At 64.5% G+C, this 15,754-nt stretch carries 21 protein-coding genes and 1 tRNA gene; 21 read left to right on the plus strand and 1 reads right to left on the minus strand.

All coding sequences use genetic code 11. The features are described from left to right. Window positions 1-41: 41 nt before the first annotated feature. The 13 genes from hisC to tatC all read left to right on the plus strand — a co-directional run bounded on the left by hisC (window position 42) and on the right by tatC (window position 8,333). Window positions 42-1,115: a histidinol-phosphate transaminase gene (gene hisC / locus HWX22_RS19055; protein ID WP_175908447.1), complete on the plus strand. Its 1,074-nt coding sequence runs from the start codon at window positions 42-44 to the stop codon at window positions 1,113-1,115. A gap of 65 nt (window positions 1,116-1,180) precedes the next feature. Further along, on the plus strand, window positions 1,181-1,768 hold the full coding sequence (gene hisB / locus HWX22_RS19060; RefSeq protein WP_006751804.1) for an imidazoleglycerol-phosphate dehydratase HisB: 588 nt from the start codon (window positions 1,181-1,183) through the stop codon (window positions 1,766-1,768). Window positions 1,769-1,830: 62 nt separating this feature from the next. Next, entirely contained in the window at window positions 1,831-2,451 is a 621-nt protein-coding gene (locus HWX22_RS19065) for a MarC family protein (RefSeq protein ID WP_059535640.1), read from the plus strand. After that, complete coding sequence (hisH, locus tag HWX22_RS19070; RefSeq protein ID WP_059535642.1) at window positions 2,448-3,089, plus strand: imidazole glycerol phosphate synthase subunit HisH; 642 nt, start codon at window positions 2,448-2,450, stop codon at window positions 3,087-3,089. The genes HWX22_RS19065 and hisH overlap by 4 nt, the downstream gene beginning before the upstream one ends. A 266-nt stretch (window positions 3,090-3,355) precedes the next feature. After that, window positions 3,356-4,111: a 1-(5-phosphoribosyl)-5-[(5-phosphoribosylamino)methylideneamino]imidazole-4-carboxamide isomerase gene (gene hisA, locus HWX22_RS19075; protein ID WP_059535644.1), complete on the plus strand. Its 756-nt coding sequence runs from the start codon at window positions 3,356-3,358 to the stop codon at window positions 4,109-4,111. Window positions 4,112-4,217: 106 nt separating this feature from the next. After that, window positions 4,218-4,991 carry an imidazole glycerol phosphate synthase subunit HisF gene (gene hisF / locus HWX22_RS19080; RefSeq protein ID WP_175908446.1) on the plus strand — a complete coding sequence of 258 codons (774 nt, stop codon included), beginning with the start codon at window positions 4,218-4,220 and terminating at the stop codon, window positions 4,989-4,991. Then, on the plus strand, window positions 4,991-5,407 hold the full coding sequence (hisI, locus tag HWX22_RS19085) for a phosphoribosyl-AMP cyclohydrolase (protein ID WP_044845954.1): 417 nt from the start codon (window positions 4,991-4,993) through the stop codon (window positions 5,405-5,407). The genes hisF and hisI overlap by 1 nt, the downstream gene beginning before the upstream one ends. Then, a complete protein-coding gene (locus HWX22_RS19090) occupies window positions 5,404-5,769 on the plus strand; it encodes a phosphoribosyl-ATP diphosphatase (RefSeq protein ID WP_044845953.1) in 366 nt (121 codons plus the stop codon). The genes hisI and HWX22_RS19090 overlap by 4 nt, the downstream gene beginning before the upstream one ends. A 71-nt stretch (window positions 5,770-5,840) precedes the next feature. Then, a complete protein-coding gene (locus tag HWX22_RS19095) occupies window positions 5,841-6,233 on the plus strand; it encodes a hypothetical protein (RefSeq protein WP_059449807.1) in 393 nt (130 codons plus the stop codon). A gap of 29 nt (window positions 6,234-6,262) precedes the next feature. Continuing rightward, complete coding sequence (locus HWX22_RS19100) at window positions 6,263-6,628, plus strand: histidine triad nucleotide-binding protein (RefSeq protein WP_059820892.1); 366 nt, start codon at window positions 6,263-6,265, stop codon at window positions 6,626-6,628. A gap of 93 nt (window positions 6,629-6,721) precedes the next feature. Beyond that, window positions 6,722-6,952 (plus strand): Sec-independent protein translocase subunit TatA, encoded by a 231-nt coding sequence (tatA, locus tag HWX22_RS19105; protein WP_034183658.1) that lies wholly within the window; start codon window positions 6,722-6,724, stop codon window positions 6,950-6,952. Between the two features lie 26 nt (window positions 6,953-6,978). After that, entirely contained in the window at window positions 6,979-7,509 is a 531-nt protein-coding gene (gene tatB / locus HWX22_RS19110; protein WP_059535650.1) for a Sec-independent protein translocase protein TatB, read from the plus strand. 41 nt (window positions 7,510-7,550) lie between these two features. After that, complete coding sequence (gene tatC / locus HWX22_RS19115; protein ID WP_044845948.1) at window positions 7,551-8,333, plus strand: twin-arginine translocase subunit TatC; 783 nt, start codon at window positions 7,551-7,553, stop codon at window positions 8,331-8,333. Window positions 8,334-8,559: 226 nt separating this feature from the next. On the opposite strand, the gene HWX22_RS19120 is transcribed toward tatC, so the two are convergent. Beyond that, entirely contained in the window at window positions 8,560-9,765 is a 1,206-nt protein-coding gene (locus HWX22_RS19120) for a Do family serine endopeptidase (RefSeq protein ID WP_059820893.1), read from the minus strand. A gap of 21 nt (window positions 9,766-9,786) precedes the next feature. On the opposite strand from HWX22_RS19120, the gene HWX22_RS19125 reads away from it, so the two are divergent. The 8 genes from HWX22_RS19125 to HWX22_RS19160 all read left to right on the plus strand — a co-directional run bounded on the left by HWX22_RS19125 (window position 9,787) and on the right by HWX22_RS19160 (window position 15,705). Then, a complete protein-coding gene (locus HWX22_RS19125; protein WP_059535656.1) occupies window positions 9,787-10,533 on the plus strand; it encodes a Nif3-like dinuclear metal center hexameric protein in 747 nt (248 codons plus the stop codon). Between the two features lie 218 nt (window positions 10,534-10,751). Then, window positions 10,752-11,372, plus strand: coding sequence for a ubiquinol-cytochrome c reductase iron-sulfur subunit (gene petA, locus HWX22_RS19130; RefSeq protein WP_059820894.1), 621 nt, complete (start codon window positions 10,752-10,754; stop codon window positions 11,370-11,372). Beyond that, window positions 11,372-12,754, plus strand: coding sequence for a cytochrome bc complex cytochrome b subunit (locus HWX22_RS19135; protein WP_059820895.1), 1,383 nt, complete (start codon window positions 11,372-11,374; stop codon window positions 12,752-12,754). Before petA ends, HWX22_RS19135 begins: the two co-directional genes overlap by 1 nt. A gap of 21 nt (window positions 12,755-12,775) precedes the next feature. After that, window positions 12,776-13,534, plus strand: coding sequence for a cytochrome c1 (locus HWX22_RS19140; protein WP_175908445.1), 759 nt, complete (start codon window positions 12,776-12,778; stop codon window positions 13,532-13,534). Between the two features lie 94 nt (window positions 13,535-13,628). After that, entirely contained in the window at window positions 13,629-14,240 is a 612-nt protein-coding gene (locus tag HWX22_RS19145) for a glutathione S-transferase N-terminal domain-containing protein (RefSeq protein WP_006400565.1), read from the plus strand. Between the two features lie 70 nt (window positions 14,241-14,310). Further along, complete coding sequence (locus tag HWX22_RS19150; RefSeq protein WP_059449799.1) at window positions 14,311-14,832, plus strand: ClpXP protease specificity-enhancing factor; 522 nt, start codon at window positions 14,311-14,313, stop codon at window positions 14,830-14,832. Between the two features lie 19 nt (window positions 14,833-14,851). Next, window positions 14,852-14,927, plus strand: a tRNA-Thr gene (locus tag HWX22_RS19155). 574 nt (window positions 14,928-15,501) lie between these two features. After that, window positions 15,502-15,705, plus strand: coding sequence for a hypothetical protein (locus tag HWX22_RS19160; protein WP_059535665.1), 204 nt, complete (start codon window positions 15,502-15,504; stop codon window positions 15,703-15,705). Window positions 15,706-15,754: the final 49 nt, after the last annotated feature.

Below are 15,754 nucleotides of genomic sequence, written 5' to 3' on the forward strand. Positions count from 1 at the left end.
CGACCATTTGACGCCGGCGCGACGCACGCCGGCTTGAGACCATGACGACGCCACAAGACATCATCCGCCGCGACGTGCTCGCGATGACGAGCTACCCGGTGCCCGACGCGAGCGGCTTCGTGAAGCTCGACGCGATGGAGAACCCGTATTCGCTGCCGGCACCGCTCGCGGCGGCGCTCGGCGAACGCCTCGCGCAGGTCGCGCTGAACCGCTACCCGGCGCCGCGCCCGGGCGCGCTGCTCGACAAGCTGCGCCGTGCGATGGGCGTGCCGGCCGCATGCGACGTGCTGCTCGGCAACGGCTCGGACGAAATCATCAGCATGATGTCGGTGGCGTGTGCGAAACCGGGCGCGAAGGTGCTCGCACCGGTGCCGGGTTTCGTGATGTACGAGTTGTCGGCGAAGTTCGCGCAGCTCGAATTCGTCGGCGTGCCGCTCAAGGCCGACCTGACGCTCGACGCCGACGCGATGATCGCGGCGATCGCCGAGCACCGGCCCGCGCTCGTCTATCTCGCTTACCCGAACAACCCGACCGGCACGCTGTACGACGAAGCCGACGTCGAGCGGATCATCGCGGCCGCGCAGCACAGCCTGATCGTGATCGACGAGGCGTACCAGCCGTTCGCGGAGCGCTCGTGGCTGCCGCGCGCCGCCGAGTTCGATAACGTCGTCGTGATGCGCACGGTGTCGAAGCTCGGCCTCGCGGGGATCCGCCTTGGTTATCTCGCCGGGCTGCCGGCGTGGCTGACCGAGTTCGACAAGGTGCGCCCGCCGTACAACATCAACGTGCTGACCCAGGCAACCGCCGATTTCCTGCTCGACCACCTCGACGTGCTCGATGCGCAGGCGGCCGAACTGCGTGCGGAACGCACGCGCCTCGCGCAGGCCGTGGCCGCGCTGCCGGGCACGACGGTGTTCCCGAGCGCCGGCAATTTCCTGCTGGTGCGCGTGCCGGACGCAGCCGCTGTGTTCGATGCACTGCTCACGGAGCGGGTGCTGGTCAAAAACGTGAGTAAAATGCATCCGTTGCTGTCCGAATGCGTGCGGCTGACCGTCGGTTCTCCCGACGAAAACGCGCGCCTGCTGGCTGCTTTGAAACTCGCACTGCCCGGTTGAGCCCAGGGCGCGGCGGCGCGCGACGATCAATCCCCATTTACATCAGACTCAATCAAGGAATTGCCATGCGTGTGGCGGAAGTCGTTCGCAATACCAGCGAAACGCAGATCCGTGTGAAGCTCGATCTCGACGGGACGGGCCGGCAGAAGCTGGCCACCGGCGTGCCGTTTCTCGACCATATGCTCGACCAGATCGCGCGACATGGTCTGATCGATCTCGAGGTCGAAGCGCATGGCGATACCCATATCGACGACCACCACACGGTCGAGGATGTCGGCATCACGCTCGGTCAGGCCGTCGCGAAGGCGATCGGCGACAAGAAGGGCATCCGCCGCTACGGCCACTCGTACGTGCCGCTCGACGAGGCGCTGTCGCGTGTCGTGATCGACTTCTCGGGCCGGCCCGGTCTTGAATTCCACGTGCCGTTCACGCGTGCGCGGATCGGCACGTTCGACGTCGACCTTTCCATCGAATTCTTCCGCGGGTTCGTGAACCACGCGGGCGTCACGCTGCACATCGACAACCTGCGCGGCATCAACGCGCATCACCAGCTCGAAACGGTGTTCAAGGCCTTCGGCCGGGCGCTGCGTGCGGCGGTGGAGCTCGACGAGCGCGCGGCGGGACAGATTCCGTCGACGAAGGGCAGCCTCTAACTTCCGAACGGACAGGACGCCAACGACAACCTCACGGCTTCGGCGCGGCGCGCCGGCTTGCGATGGATCTGCTCAAATCGTTCATTTCGCTGCTGGCGCTGATCAACCCGATCGGCGCGGTGCCGTTCTTCCTGAGCCTGACGGCGCAGCAGTCGGACATCGAGCGGCGCCGCACGATCCGGATCGCGTCGGTGTCGGTGTTCTGCGTGATGACGGTGACGACGCTGCTCGGGCAGCAGATCATCGACTTCTTCGGCATTTCGGTCGGCTCCCTTGAAGTGGGCGGCGGCATCATCATGTTGCTGATGGCGATCAACATGCTGAACGCGCAGATCGGCAACACGCGATCGACGCCGGAGGAGCGCCACGAGGCCGAGCTGAAGGACAACATCGCGGTCGTGCCGCTGGCGATTCCGCTGCTCACGGGCCCCGGCTCGATCAGCACGGTGATCATCTATGCGGCGAACTCGCATCACTGGTATGAGCGAGCCGGGCTCGTCGCGATCGGCGCGGTCCTGGCTCTGCTGTGTTTCTTCGCGATGCGGCTTGCCGAGCCGATCGCGAACTGGATCGGCCGCACTGGCATCAACATCGCCACGCGGCTGATGGGTTTGATGCTGTCGGCGCTGGCGGTGGAATTCATCGTCAATGGACTGAGGGCGCTACTGCCTGCACTGAGATGAAAACTTCGATTGCGATTGTGGATTATGGGATGGGCAACCTGCGCTCGGTCGCGCAGGCGCTCAAGAAGGCCGAACCGGCCGCCGACGTGGCGATCGTCGATACGCCGGCCGCGATTCGCGCGGCCGACCGCGTCGTGCTGCCCGGCCAGGGCGCGATGCCCGACTGCATGCGCTGCCTCGGCGAATCGGGGCTGCAGGAAGCGGTGATCGAGGCGTCGCGCACGAAGCCGCTGCTGGGCGTGTGCGTCGGCGAGCAGATGCTGTTCGACTGGAGCGCGGAAGGCGACACGAAGGGTCTGGGCCTGTTGCCCGGCAAGGTCGTGCGCTTCGAGCTCGACGGCCGGCTGCAGGACGACGGCTCGCGCTTCAAGGTGCCGCAAATGGGCTGGAACCGCGTGCACCAGTCGCAGCCGCACCCGCTGTGGGACGGCGTGCCCGACGACGCGTATTTCTACTTCGTGCACAGCTATTACGTGCGCCCGGACAACCCGGCGCACACGGTAGGCGAAACGGCATACGGCGCGCCGTTTACGTCCGCGGTCGCGCGGGACAACCTCTTCGCGACCCAATTCCACCCCGAGAAAAGCGCAGAGGTCGGGTTGCGTCTGTATCGCAACTTCGTACACTGGAAACCGTGAACGCCAGCCCCGCGAATGGTTTTTTAGATTGAGGGAATGTGCCTTTCCGGCCGCATTGCAGCGTCGATCGTCGCTTGTTTGGCTCGGCCAAACGGCGCTCCTCACTCCTTGCACTGCGACCGGAAAGGCGCGTTCGCAAGCCCGTTATTGGCGGGAACAGGCCCTATGCGCCGAAAGAGTTGTACTAAACTAGCGAGACGGCGCGGCACCGGTTTGGCCGGTACGCGCCGGATTCTTTTCATTTTCCACGACGACACCCGATTGCTATGTTGCTGATTCCGGCCATCGATCTCAAAGACGGTCAGTGTGTGCGCCTCAAACAGGGCGATATGGACCAGGCCACGATTTTCTCCGAGGACCCGGCGGCGATGGCCCGCAAGTGGGTCGATCTCGGCGCCCGGCGGCTGCATCTGGTCGACCTGAACGGCGCGTTCGCCGGCAAGCCGAAGAATCTCGAAGCGATCGAAGCGATCCTCGACGAAGTCGGCGACGAAATTCCCGTGCAGCTCGGCGGCGGCATCCGCAGCCTCGAGACGATCGAGAAGTATCTCGACGCCGGCCTCTCCTACGTGATCATCGGCACCGCGGCCGTGAAGGACCCGGGGTTCCTGCAGGACGCGTGCACCGCGTTCGCGGGCAACATCATCGTCGGGCTGGACGCGAAGGACGGCAAGGTCGCGACCGACGGCTGGAGCAAGCTGACGGGCCACGAGGTGATCGATCTCGCGCGCAAGTTCGAGGACTACGGCGTCGAATCGATCGTCTACACGGACATCGGCCGCGACGGGATGCTGCAGGGCATCAACATCGAAGCAACCGTGAAGCTCGCCCAGGCGGTCGGCATTCCGGTGATCGCAAGCGGCGGCCTGTCGAACCTCACCGACATCGAGAACCTCTGCGAAGTGGAGGAACACGGCGTCGAAGGCGTGATCTGCGGACGTGCGATCTACTCCGGCGATCTCGATTTCGCGGCCGCGCAAAAACGCGCGGACGAACTGAACGGCGAACTCGACGACGCCTGAGCGCGGTCGTTCCGTTCGCCGGGGTCGCCAGCAGGCGGCCCCGACCGGACGCCTCGCGCGAGGCGTCCGTAACCGGCCGTCCCATCGCGGCATTTGGCGCAACATCATGGCTCTAGCTAAACGCATCATCCCCTGCCTGGACGTGACTGCCGGGCGTGTCGTCAAAGGCGTCAACTTCGTCGAACTGCGCGATGCCGGCGACCCCGTCGAAATCGCCCGCCGCTACGACGACCAGGGCGCCGACGAACTGACGTTCCTCGACATCACCGCGACCTCCGACCAGCGCGACCTGATCCTGCCGATCATCGAGGCCGTCGCGTCGCAGGTCTTCATTCCGCTGACCGTCGGCGGTGGCGTGCGCGCCGTCGAGGACGTTCGGCGCCTGTTGAACGCCGGCGCGGACAAGGTCAGCATGAATTCGTCGGCGGTCGCGAACCCGCAGCTCGTGCGCGACGCGGCCGACAAGTACGGCTCGCAGTGCATCGTCGTCGCGATCGACGCGAAGCGCGTGTCGGCCGACGGCGAGGCGCCGCGCTGGGAAGTCTTCACGCACGGCGGCCGCAAGGGCACGGGCATCGACGCGATCGAATGGGCGCGCAAGATGGCCGAGCTCGGCGCGGGCGAAATCCTGCTCACAAGCATGGACCGCGACGGCACGAAGTCGGGCTTCGACCTCGCGCTCACGCGCGGCGTGTCGGACGCGGTGCCGGTGCCGGTGATCGCGTCGGGCGGCGTGGGTTCGCTGCAGGACCTCGCGGACGGCATCAAGGAAGGCCGCGCCGACGCCGTGCTGGCCGCGAGCATCTTCCACTACGGCGAGCACACGGTCGGCGAGGCGAAGCGCTTCATGGCCGACCAGGGCATTCCGGTGAGGCTGTGATGAATACGGAAACGAAATCCCTGCCCGCGTGGCTCGACAAGGTCCGCTGGGACGACAACGGCCTCGTGCCGGTGATCGCGCAGGAAGCGTCGACGAACGACGTGCTGATGTTCGCGTGGATGAACCGCGAGGCGCTGGCGAAGACGATCGAGACGCAGCGCGCGGTCTACTATTCGCGTTCGCGCAAGCGCCTGTGGTTCAAGGGCGAGGAGTCGGGCCACGTGCAGCACGTGCACGAGGTGCGGCTCGACTGCGACGAGGACGTCGTGCTGCTGAAGGTCGAGCAGGTGTCGGGCATCGCATGCCACACCGGCCGGCATTCGTGCTTCTTCCAGAAATTCGAAGGTACGGTGGACAGCGGCGACTGGGTCGCGGTCGATCCGGTGCTGAAAGACCCCGAACACATCTACAAATGACGCAATCGACCGAAGACACGCTGCTGCGCCTCGCGGCCGTGATCGATAGCCGCAAGGGCGGCGACCCCGAACAATCGTACGTATCGCGCCTGTTCCACAAGGGCGACGACGCGGTGCTGAAGAAGATCGGCGAAGAGGCGACCGAAGTCGTGCTGGCCGCGAAGGACGTGCGCCAGGGCGGCGCACCGACGGCGCTGGTCGGCGAGGTGGCCGACCTGTGGTTCCACTGCCTCGTGATGCTGTCGCATTTCGACCTGAGCCCGGCCGACGTGATCGCCGAACTCGAGCGCCGCGAAGGGCTGTCGGGCATCGAGGAAAAGGCGCTGCGCAAGCGTCGCGAGCGCGAGGAAAACGGCGGGTGACGACGCGCGGCCTGCCGCGCCGACGACAGTGCGGTAAGCTGTAAGAATTGTCATCTAACGGGGGTAGCATCATGACCGATACGCCGAGCCAGTTTCCGACACCGTCGGTGCCGGGCGCAGCGGACGCCGAGCGACTGAAAGGTCTGCGCACGCTGACGCACGTGCTGTACGGCCTCTACGCGATTCATTGGCTGACGGGCGGCGTCACCGGGATCATCGCGATCATCATCAACTACGTGAAGCGCGACGACGTGGCCGGCACGCCGTACGCCGACCATTTCGAGTGGCAGATCCGCACGTTCTGGCGCGCGCTGATCGCCTACGTGATCGGCTTCGCGCTGATGTTCGTGGTGGTGGGATTCGTCGTCATGTTTGTCACATGGATTTGGACGCTGTACCGTATCATCAAAGGTTGGCTGTATCTGAACGACAACAAGACGCTCGATCCGCAGGCCTGGTTCTGACCGGCGCGCGGGCGTTTCGCAGGAGCAACATGAGTCACGATCCGAATTGCCTGTTCTGCAAGATCGCGGCGGGCGAGATTCCGAGCACGAAGGTGCACGAGGACGACGAATTCGTCGCGTTCCGCGACATCCGCCCGGCGGCCGAGACGCATGTGCTCGTGATTCCGCGCCGGCACCTGCCGACGCTGTCGGCGGCGAGCGAGGCCGATGCGCCGATGCTCGGCCGGCTGATGCTGTTGGTCGCCCGCCTGGCCGACCAGCTCGGCGTTGCGTACACGGGGGGCGAAACCGGGTTTCGCACGGTGATCAACACGGGCCCCGGCGGCGGGCAGGAGGTCTACCACCTGCACGCGCATATCCTGGCCGGCCCGCGCCCGTGGTTGCGGATGGGTTGACGTGGCGGGGCGTTTCCCCGCATCGATAGTCGAAGCCGGCGTGCCGCCGGCGATTTGCGCCGCGACGCGGCGTGGTTGAGGAGAGGTTTCATCATGGGTGGATTGAGCATTTGGCACTGGCTGATCGTGCTGCTGATCGTCGCGCTGGTTTTCGGTACGAAGAAGCTGCGCAACATCGGCAACGACCTCGGCAGCGCCGTGAAGGGTTTCAAGGACGGCATGAAGGAAGGCGAGACACCGGCGGATGCGCAGCAACTGCCGCGCTCGGGTTCGGTCGACGTCAACGCGAAGGAAACGACGCGTTCCGACTCGAACAAGGCGTAACGCCGGCACGCTGACAGGCATTCGCGATGCTGGATCTCGGTCTTTCGAAGATGGCGCTGATCGGCGTCGTCGCGCTCGTGGTGCTCGGCCCCGAGCGCCTGCCGCGCGTCGCGCGTACGGCCGGCGCATTGTTCGGCCGCGCGCAGCGGTACATCAACGACGTGAAGGCCGAGGTCTCGCGCGAAATCGAACTCGACGCGCTGCGGACGATGAAGACCGATTTCGAGTCGGCCGCGCGCAATGTCGAGACGACGATTCACGACAACCTGCGCGAGCACGAGAAGGAACTGAACGACACGTGGAATTCCGCGGTCGGCGGCCTTAACGAAGGCTCGGTCGATGCCGGCACGTACGGCTCCGACACGCCCGCGGCGCCGTCGTGGCGCGGCAGCACGGCCGCGCTCGCGCCGAAGCGTCGCAACTGGCGTGTGAAACAGGCGGCGACGCCTGTCTGGTACAAGCGCGCGACGACCCGCCGCACGCACGTGCAGTCGGGCGCCGCGCGTGTCGCGCGCCATCAGCCGGCCAGCCTGCGCCGGCCGACGCGCTTCTTCTGAGTCGAGCGCATGCTCGCTCGTCAATCCTACCGAGGGCCGGTGTGAGCGACCCGCAGCAGAATCCGGGCGACGCCCCGGAAGAAACCTTCATTTCCCATCTCGTCGAGCTTCGCGATCGCATCATTCGCGCGGGGCTGGCCGTGATCGTCGTGTTCCTCGGGCTCGTGTATTGGGCGCCCGACATCTTCCGGCTGCTCGCGCGGCCGCTGATGGAAAACCTGCCGAAGGGCGGCAGGATGATCGTGACCGACGTCACCGGCTCGTTCTTCGTGCCGATGAAGGTCACGATGCTCGTCGCGCTCGTGATCGCGCTGCCGATCGTGCTGTACCAGATCTGGGCGTTCGTCGCGCCGGGGCTGTACCAGCACGAGAAGAAGCTCGTCGCGCCGCTCGTCGGCAGCAGCTACGTCCTGTTTCTGTGCGGGATGGCGTTCGCATACTTCCTCGTGTTCCCGACGATCTTCCGCGTGATGGCGCACTACAACGCGCCGCTCGGCGCGGAGATGTCGACCGACATCGACAACTACCTGAGCTTCGTGCTCGGGATGTTCATCGCGTTCGGGGTCACGTTCGAGGTGCCGATCGTCGTCGTGCTGCTCGTCCGGATGGGCGTGCTGACGCTGAAGAAGCTGAAGGAGATGCGGCCGTACGTGATCGTCGGCGCGTTCGTCGTCGCGGCGGTCGTCACGCCGCCGGACGTGTTCTCGCAGCTGATGCTCGCGCTGCCGCTCGTCGTGCTGTTCGAGATCGGGCTGCTGGCCGCGCGCTTCTTCGTGCCGAAGCCGACGGAAGAACCCGAGGCGGAGAACGGCGCCGCAAGTTGATGAGACGCGGCACGCGGCGGCCGGCATGAGGGGCGCCCTCGATGCGGCCCTTCGACGACGTTGAAGCCGGACGGGTGATCGGGCGGTGCAGGTGACGGGGGCGAACGCGGCTCCGTCACCGCGACGAAGGATCGTCGAAGCAAAGCAAAAGGGCAGCCGATCAGGCTGCCCTTTTGCATTTCCATCGTTGACCGGCAAGTGGCGCCGATACGCCGCCCGCCGGATGTCACTCGCTGTCGCTGTCCTGTTCGTCGAGCGTCTGCTTCGGCGGCGGCGGGCGCTTGCCGATCACCACGCTCACGTCGAACTCCTTGCCCTTGCGCACGACGTGCACCTTGGTCGGCGTGCCCGGCTTGATCTGCGCGACGGTGTTGAGCAACTTCGTCGTGTCGGTGATGTCGTCGCCGTTCACGCTCACGAGGATGTCGCCCGGCTTGATGCCGGCCTTGTCGGCCGGGCCGCCCTGCAGCACGCCCGCGACGATCGCGCCCGACTTCTGCTGGAGCCCGAACGACTCGGCGATTTCCGGCGTGACGTCCTGCGGCTCGACGCCGATCCAGCCGCGCGTGACCGAGCCCGTCGTGATGATGCTTTCGAGCACGGTGCGCGCGGTTGACACGGGGATCGCGAAGCCGATGCCGAGCGAGCCGCCCGAGCGCGAGTAGATCGCCGTGTTGATGCCGAGCAGGTTGCCGTTCACGTCGACCAGTGCGCCGCCCGAGTTGCCGGGGTTGATCGGTGCGTCGGTCTGGATGAAGTTCTCGAACGTGTTGATGCCGAGGTGATTGCGGCCGAGCGCGCTGATGATCCCCATCGTGACCGTCTGGCCGACGCCGAACGGGTTGCCGATCGCGAGCACGACGTCGCCGACCCGCGACTGGTCGGAACGGCCGAGCGTGATCGTCGGCAGGTTCGTCATGTTGATCTTCAGCACGGCGAGATCGGTTTCCGGGTCGCTGCCGATCACCTTCGCGGTGGCCGTGCGGCCGTCGGCGAGCGCGACTTCGATCTGGTCGGCGCCGTCCACGACGTGCTGGTTCGTTAGAATGTAACCTTCAGGGCTCACGATAACGCCGGAGCCGAGGTTGGCGGCAGGTTCGTCCTGCTGCTTGCGGGCGTTGCGGTCGCCGAAGAAGTAGCGGAACAGCGGATCCTTCGCGCGCGGATCGGGCGGCAGCGAGCCATCCTTGCTGGAGAAGACGTTGACGACGGCGGGCATCGCCTTTTGCGCGGCCTCCGCGTACGACGTGGTCGCCGGTGCACCGCCGATGCCCGGCGCGACTTCCCGCAGCGCGACGATCGGCGTGGCGAGCTGCTTGCCGAGCTGTCCTTGCCGTTGCAGCCATTGCGGCTTGAGCGTCACGACGATGAACATCAGCGCGAGCAGTACGGTCACCGCCTGCGCGAAGAACAGCCAGAAGCGTCTAAGCATCTGAATGGATTAGAGGTTTATATGGATCGGATCGAACTTGAATTGTACTTGAACAATACCCTTGAAACCGCGCGCTTCAAGGACTATTGCCCGAATGGCCTTCAGGTCGAGGGGCGTCGCAAGATCGAGAAGATCGCCACCGGCGTGACGGCGTCGGTCGCGTTCCTCGAGGCCGCGCTCGAATGGGGGGCGGATGCGGTGCTCGTCCATCACGGCTATTTCTGGCGCAACGAGGCGCCGCAGATCACGGGCCGCAAGTACCGGCGCCTGAAGCTGCTGCTCGCGAACGACCTGAACCTGTTCGCGTTCCACCTGCCGCTCGACGCGCATCCCGAGTTCGGCAACAACGCGCAGCTCGGCGAGAAGCTCGGGCTGATCGGCGAGCAGCGTTTCGGCGACGGCGATCTTGGCTGGATGGCCACGCTGCCGATGCCCGTCACGCTCGAGCACTTCGTCGCGAAGGTCGAGCGCACGCTCGGCCGCACGCCGCTCGTGCTCGGCGATCCGGAGATGCAGCTGCGCCGCATCGCGTGGTGCACGGGCGCCGCGCAGAGCTATTTCGATGCCGCGATCGACGCCGGCGCCGACGTGTTCCTGACCGGCGAAGTGTCGGAATCCGTCACGCATGCATCGGCCGAGAGCGGCGTCGCGTTCGTTGCGGCAGGGCACCATGCGACGGAGCGCTACGGAATCCAGGCGCTTGGCGCCCACTTGTCCGAAGAATTCGATATCGAACACCTTTTTATCGATATTCATAATCCGGTCTGAACGACGGATTTGCGGCGGCGCATCGAAATTTCGCAATGTAGCGTACGCTTAAAAGTGAAATGATTTAATCGCTCCGATAGTGGGGGAAAACCCTTAACTATCAACTACTTCGAAGGGATTTTCATCTCCGGGCCTTGTAAATGGCGACTCCATTCGCGCAAACTAGCGGCGGAATGAAAAGTCGTGACGGAAAATCCAACTCAGAAGTGGGGCGTGTGATGCGAGACAAGGAAGAAAAACGCGTCGACAGCGGCCGCCGTACCTGGCTGATTGCGACATCCGTAGCAGGTGGCGTGGGAGGCGTAGCCACCGTCATACCTTTCGCGGCGTCGCTTGCGCCGTCCGCGAAAGCGAAAGCGGCCGGCGCTCCGGTCGAGGTCGACATCAGCGGCCTGAAGCCCGGCGAGATGGTCACCGTGCCGTGGCGCGGCAAGCCGGTCTGGATCCTGAACCGTACCGACGCCATGCTGGCCGACGTCGTCAAGGCCGACAAGGAAGTGGCCGATCCGACCTCCGAAAAACCCTATACGATGCCCCTGCCCGCGTATTGCGCGAACGAATATCGCTCGCGGGCCGATCGCAAGAACATTCTCGTCGTGATGGCCGTGTGTACGCACCTCGGCTGCACGCCTAGCCAACGCTTCACGCCGGGTCCGCAGCCGAACCTGCCGGACGACTGGCCGGGCGGCTTCCTGTGCCCGTGCCACGGTTCGACCTACGACCTCGCCGGCCGCGTGTTCAAGAACAAGCCGGCGCCTCAGAATCTCGACATCCCGCCCTACATGTTCACGTCGGCGACGACCCTCGTGATCGGCAAGGACGAGAAAGGAGAAGCGTGATGGCTGCCGACAACAAAGAAGTCTCCACGACAGGTGTCACCGGGTGGATCGACCAGCGCTTCCCGCTCACGTCCACCTGGAAGAAGCACGTTTCCGAGTACTACGCGCCGAAGAACTTCAACTTCTGGTACTTCTTCGGCTCCCTCGCGCTGCTCGTGCTCGTCAACCAGATCGTCACGGGCATCTTCCTGACGATGAACTACAAGCCCGACTCGATGCTCGCGTTCGCGTCGGTCGAGTACATCATGCGCGAGGTGCCGTGGGGCTGGCTGATCCGCTACATGCACTCGACCGGTGCATCGATGTTCTTCGTCGTCGTGTACCTGCACATGTTCCGCGGGCTGATGTACGGGTCGTACCGCAAGCCGCGCGAGCTGGTGTGGATCTTCGGTTGTGCGATCTTCCTGTGCCTGATGGCCGAGGCGTTCTTCGGCTACCTGCTGCCGTGGGGCCAGATGTCGTTCTGGGGCGCGCAGGTGATCGTGAACCTGTTCTCGGCGATCCCGTTCGTCGGCCCGGACCTGTCGTTGTGGATCCGCGGCGACTACGTCGTGTCCGACGTCACGCTGAACCGATTCTTCGCGTTCCACGTGATCGCGATTCCGCTCGTGCTGGTCGGCCTCGTGATCGCGCACCTCGTCGCGCTGCACGAAGTCGGGTCGAATAACCCGGACGGCATCGAGATCAAGGCGAAGAAGGACGCGAACGGCATTCCGCTCGACGGCATCCCGTTCCATCCGTACTACTCGGTGCACGATTTCTTCGGTGTCTGCGTGTTCCTGATGGTGTTCGCGCTGATCGTGTTCTTCTCGCCGGAGATGGGCGGGTACTTCCTCGAGTCGAACAACTTCGTCCCGGCGAACCCGCTGCAGACGCCGCCGGAGATCGCGCCGGTCTGGTACTTCACCGCGTTCTACGCGATGCTGCGCGCGACCACCGACCCGTTCAAGATCGTGCTGATGATCGTGATCGCGCTGCTCGGCGTGCTCGCGCTGATCCGCGCGCGCGGCAAGTGGAAGGTCGGCCTGCCGGTGCTGGCCGCCGCGATCGTCGTGTTCATGTTCCTGACGGAATCGAAGTTCTGGGGCGTCGTCGTGATGGGTTCCGCGGTGATCACGCTATTCTTCCTGCCGTGGCTCGACCGCAGCCCGGTGAAGTCGATCCGCTACCGGCCGCTGTTCCACAAGGTGTTCCTCGGGATCTTCGTCGCGGCGTTCCTGATCCTCGCGTTCCTCGGCACACGGCCGCCATCGCCGGTCGCGACGCTGATTGCGCAGGGTTGCGCGCTGATCTACTTCGCGTTCTTCCTCGGCATGCCCGTCTGGACGCCGCTTGGCACGTTCAAGCAGCCGCCGGAACGGGTGCGCTTCAAGCCCCATTAACGTGAGCGAGGAGAGAACGACATGAAGAAACTGCTTTCGACGCTCGCGCTGATCGGGGCGACGGCCATGGCGCTGCTGGCGGCGCCGGCCGTGCGCGCGGAAGGTAATTTTCCGCTCGACCGGGCGCCCGATAACACGGAAAATCTCGTTTCGCTTCAGCACGGCGCGCAATTGTTTGTAAACTATTGCCTGAACTGCCACAGCGCGAACCTGATGCGCTACAACCGTCTGACGGATCTGGGCATATCCCAGAAGGAGATCGAAACGAATCTCCTGTTCACGACCGACAAGGTCGGGAACACGATGTCCGTCGCGATGCGGCCCGAAGACGCGAAGAACTGGCTCGGCACCTCGCCGCCCGACCTGTCGGTCGAGGAGCGGGCGCGCGGCCGCGACTGGCTCTACACGTACCTGCGGAGTTTCTACCGCGACGATACGCGGCCGAGCGGCTGGAACAACGCGGTGTTCGAGAACGTCGGCATGCCCCATGTATTGTGGCAACTGCAGGGGCAGCGCACTGCCAAATTCGAAGACAAGACGGACGAGGAGACGGGCGAGAAGGTCCACACGCTCGTCGGCTTCCAGCAGGTCACGCCGGGGACGTTGTCGTCGCCGGACTATGATGCTGCGGTGGCCGACCTGGTGGCCTATATGACATGGATGTCCGAGCCGGCCCAGCAGACCCGCAAGCGCCTCGGCGTGTGGGTGCTGGTCTTTCTCGGTGTCCTGACTTTCCTGGCCTGGCGGCTCAATGCCGCGTACTGGAAAGATATCAAGTAAACACGCCTGACCGGCGTGGGGCCGGCGCAAGGCGGAACCCGTGAAAGGGGTTGCGCCGCGTGCCGGCCCTCGGCTTTTTTGAGGAAACGCAAATATGATGGTTCTGTATTCCGGCACAACTTGCCCGTTCTCCCAGCGTTGCCGGCTGGTGCTGTTCGAGAAGGGCATGGATTTCGAGATCCGTGACGTCGACCTGTTCAACAAGCCGGAAGACATCTCGGTGATGAACCCGTACGGTCAGGTGCCGATTCTGGTCGAGCGCGACCTGATTCTGTACGAATCGAACATCATCAACGAATACATCGACGAGCGCTTCCCGCACCCGCAACTGATGCCGGCCGACCCGGTGCAGCGCGCACGCGCGCGCCTGTTCCTGCTCAACTTCGAGAAGGAGCTGTTCGTTCACGTCAGCACGCTCGAGAACGAAAAGGGCAAGGCAGCGGAGAAGAACCACGAGAAGGCACGCCTCGCGATCCGCGATCGCCTGACGCAGCTCGCGCCGATCTTCGTGAAGAACAAGTACATGCTCGGCGAGGAGTTCTCGATGCTCGACGTCGCGATCGCGCCGCTCCTGTGGCGTCTGGATCACTACGGCATCGAGCTGTCGAAGAATGCCGCGCCGCTGATGAAGTACGCCGAGCGGATCTTCAGCCGTCCGGCCTATATCGAAGCACTGACGCCGTCCGAAAAGGTCATGCGTCGTTGATGGTGCAATGAGTGCATGACGGAGCGGGCGCGCGGCGTGCCGCGTGCCTGCTCCGGGTTCGAGGATTGTGATGCAAGAGATTTCAACGAAACCTTATCTGCTGCGCGCGCTGTACGAGTGGTGCACCGATAACGGTTACACGCCGCATATCGCGGTGAGGGTCGACAACTCGACGCGCGTGCCGCGTCAGTTCGTGCGTGACGGCGAGATCGTGCTCAACATCAGCTTCGAGGCCACGAGCCAGCTGCAGATGGGTAACGAGTGGATCGAGTTCACCGCCCGGTTCTCCGGGAAGGCGCACAAGATCGAGATTCCGGTGGCCAACGTGCTCGCGATTTACGCACGGGAGAACGGGCAGGGGATGGCGTTCCAGGTCGATGCGGTAGCGGGCGAAGGCGAGGATTCGGGCGCGTTCGAGGACGATGCCGAGCAGGCCGACGATGCGCGACGCGACGAGTCGCCTGCGGTGCTGACGCCAGTTGCCGATCACGGCGCGAACGAAGAGCCGTCCGAAGGTGCCGATGAACCGCCGAAAACCGACGGCGATGGTTCGAAAGGCGGCAGCAGACCTCGCCTCAAGATCGTGAAATGAGGTAGAATCTCGCGCTTACGCCGGCTTAGCTCATCTGGTAGAGCAGTTGATTTGTAATCATCAGGTGGCGGGTTCGAGTCCTGCAGCCGGCACCAAATTGAACGAAGGGCCGGGAGATTTTTTCTCCCGGCCCTTCGTCGTTTCAGCACCGCGAACCGACAAACCCGACGCGGGGCGCGCGGCAAAGTCGCTTCAGCGTATTGCATGTGCGGACGCGAGCACGCGGGCTTTCCTTCTCGATTCGGTGCCGAACATTTCCCGGCCGGCCCGCGACGCCTCGTGTCAGGAGCGACGCATTCCCTCGGTTGCAATGCCTCTTCAAGCGATGCCGTTGCGCCGCAGTCAATCTTTCAGGCACTGCCTGCAAACGAACAACCTGCCGTCGACGACGAGCGCGGTCATCGGCATCGGTCGGCCAGATGCCCCCTCCTTTACTGTCACGGCCGCGTCACGATGCCCCAATAACGTTGCACGTCCCAGCCGTGGCGTACGCATCCAGCGAATCCGATGACATCGCCCCGCTCAGGGAGCGCCTGGCTTCTCGCGACGACGTGCCCTCGTCGCAAACGGCCGCGCATTTCCGCATCCCTATGCCTTCGGGCCATTTCATCAAAAGACAGGATCGACGCCGGTTCAAACCGGATCGCGGACGATCAGGAGACAAGGACCATGCTGAGTCCGCACGAATTCTCGATGCTGCTGCGCATTGCCCGCGCACCGGACAGTGTCGACCCGTCCAACCCGGCGTTCGCCGTGCTCGTCGAAAAGCGGCTGGTCGACGATACGCAGGTGCGTGTGAATGCGGTGGCGGCGCGTCCGGCGCTCACGCCGATCGGCCAGATGCTGCTTGCGCGCTTCGACGAAGCGGCTTGAGAGAAGGGAAGCGTCATGCAGACGGGCGTCACGCCTTCGCCGCAGCGAA

This window comes from Burkholderia sp. BCC1638, from assembly GCF_902833195.1.
Taxonomy (GTDB): Bacteria; Pseudomonadota; Gammaproteobacteria; order Burkholderiales; family Burkholderiaceae; genus Burkholderia; species Burkholderia diffusa.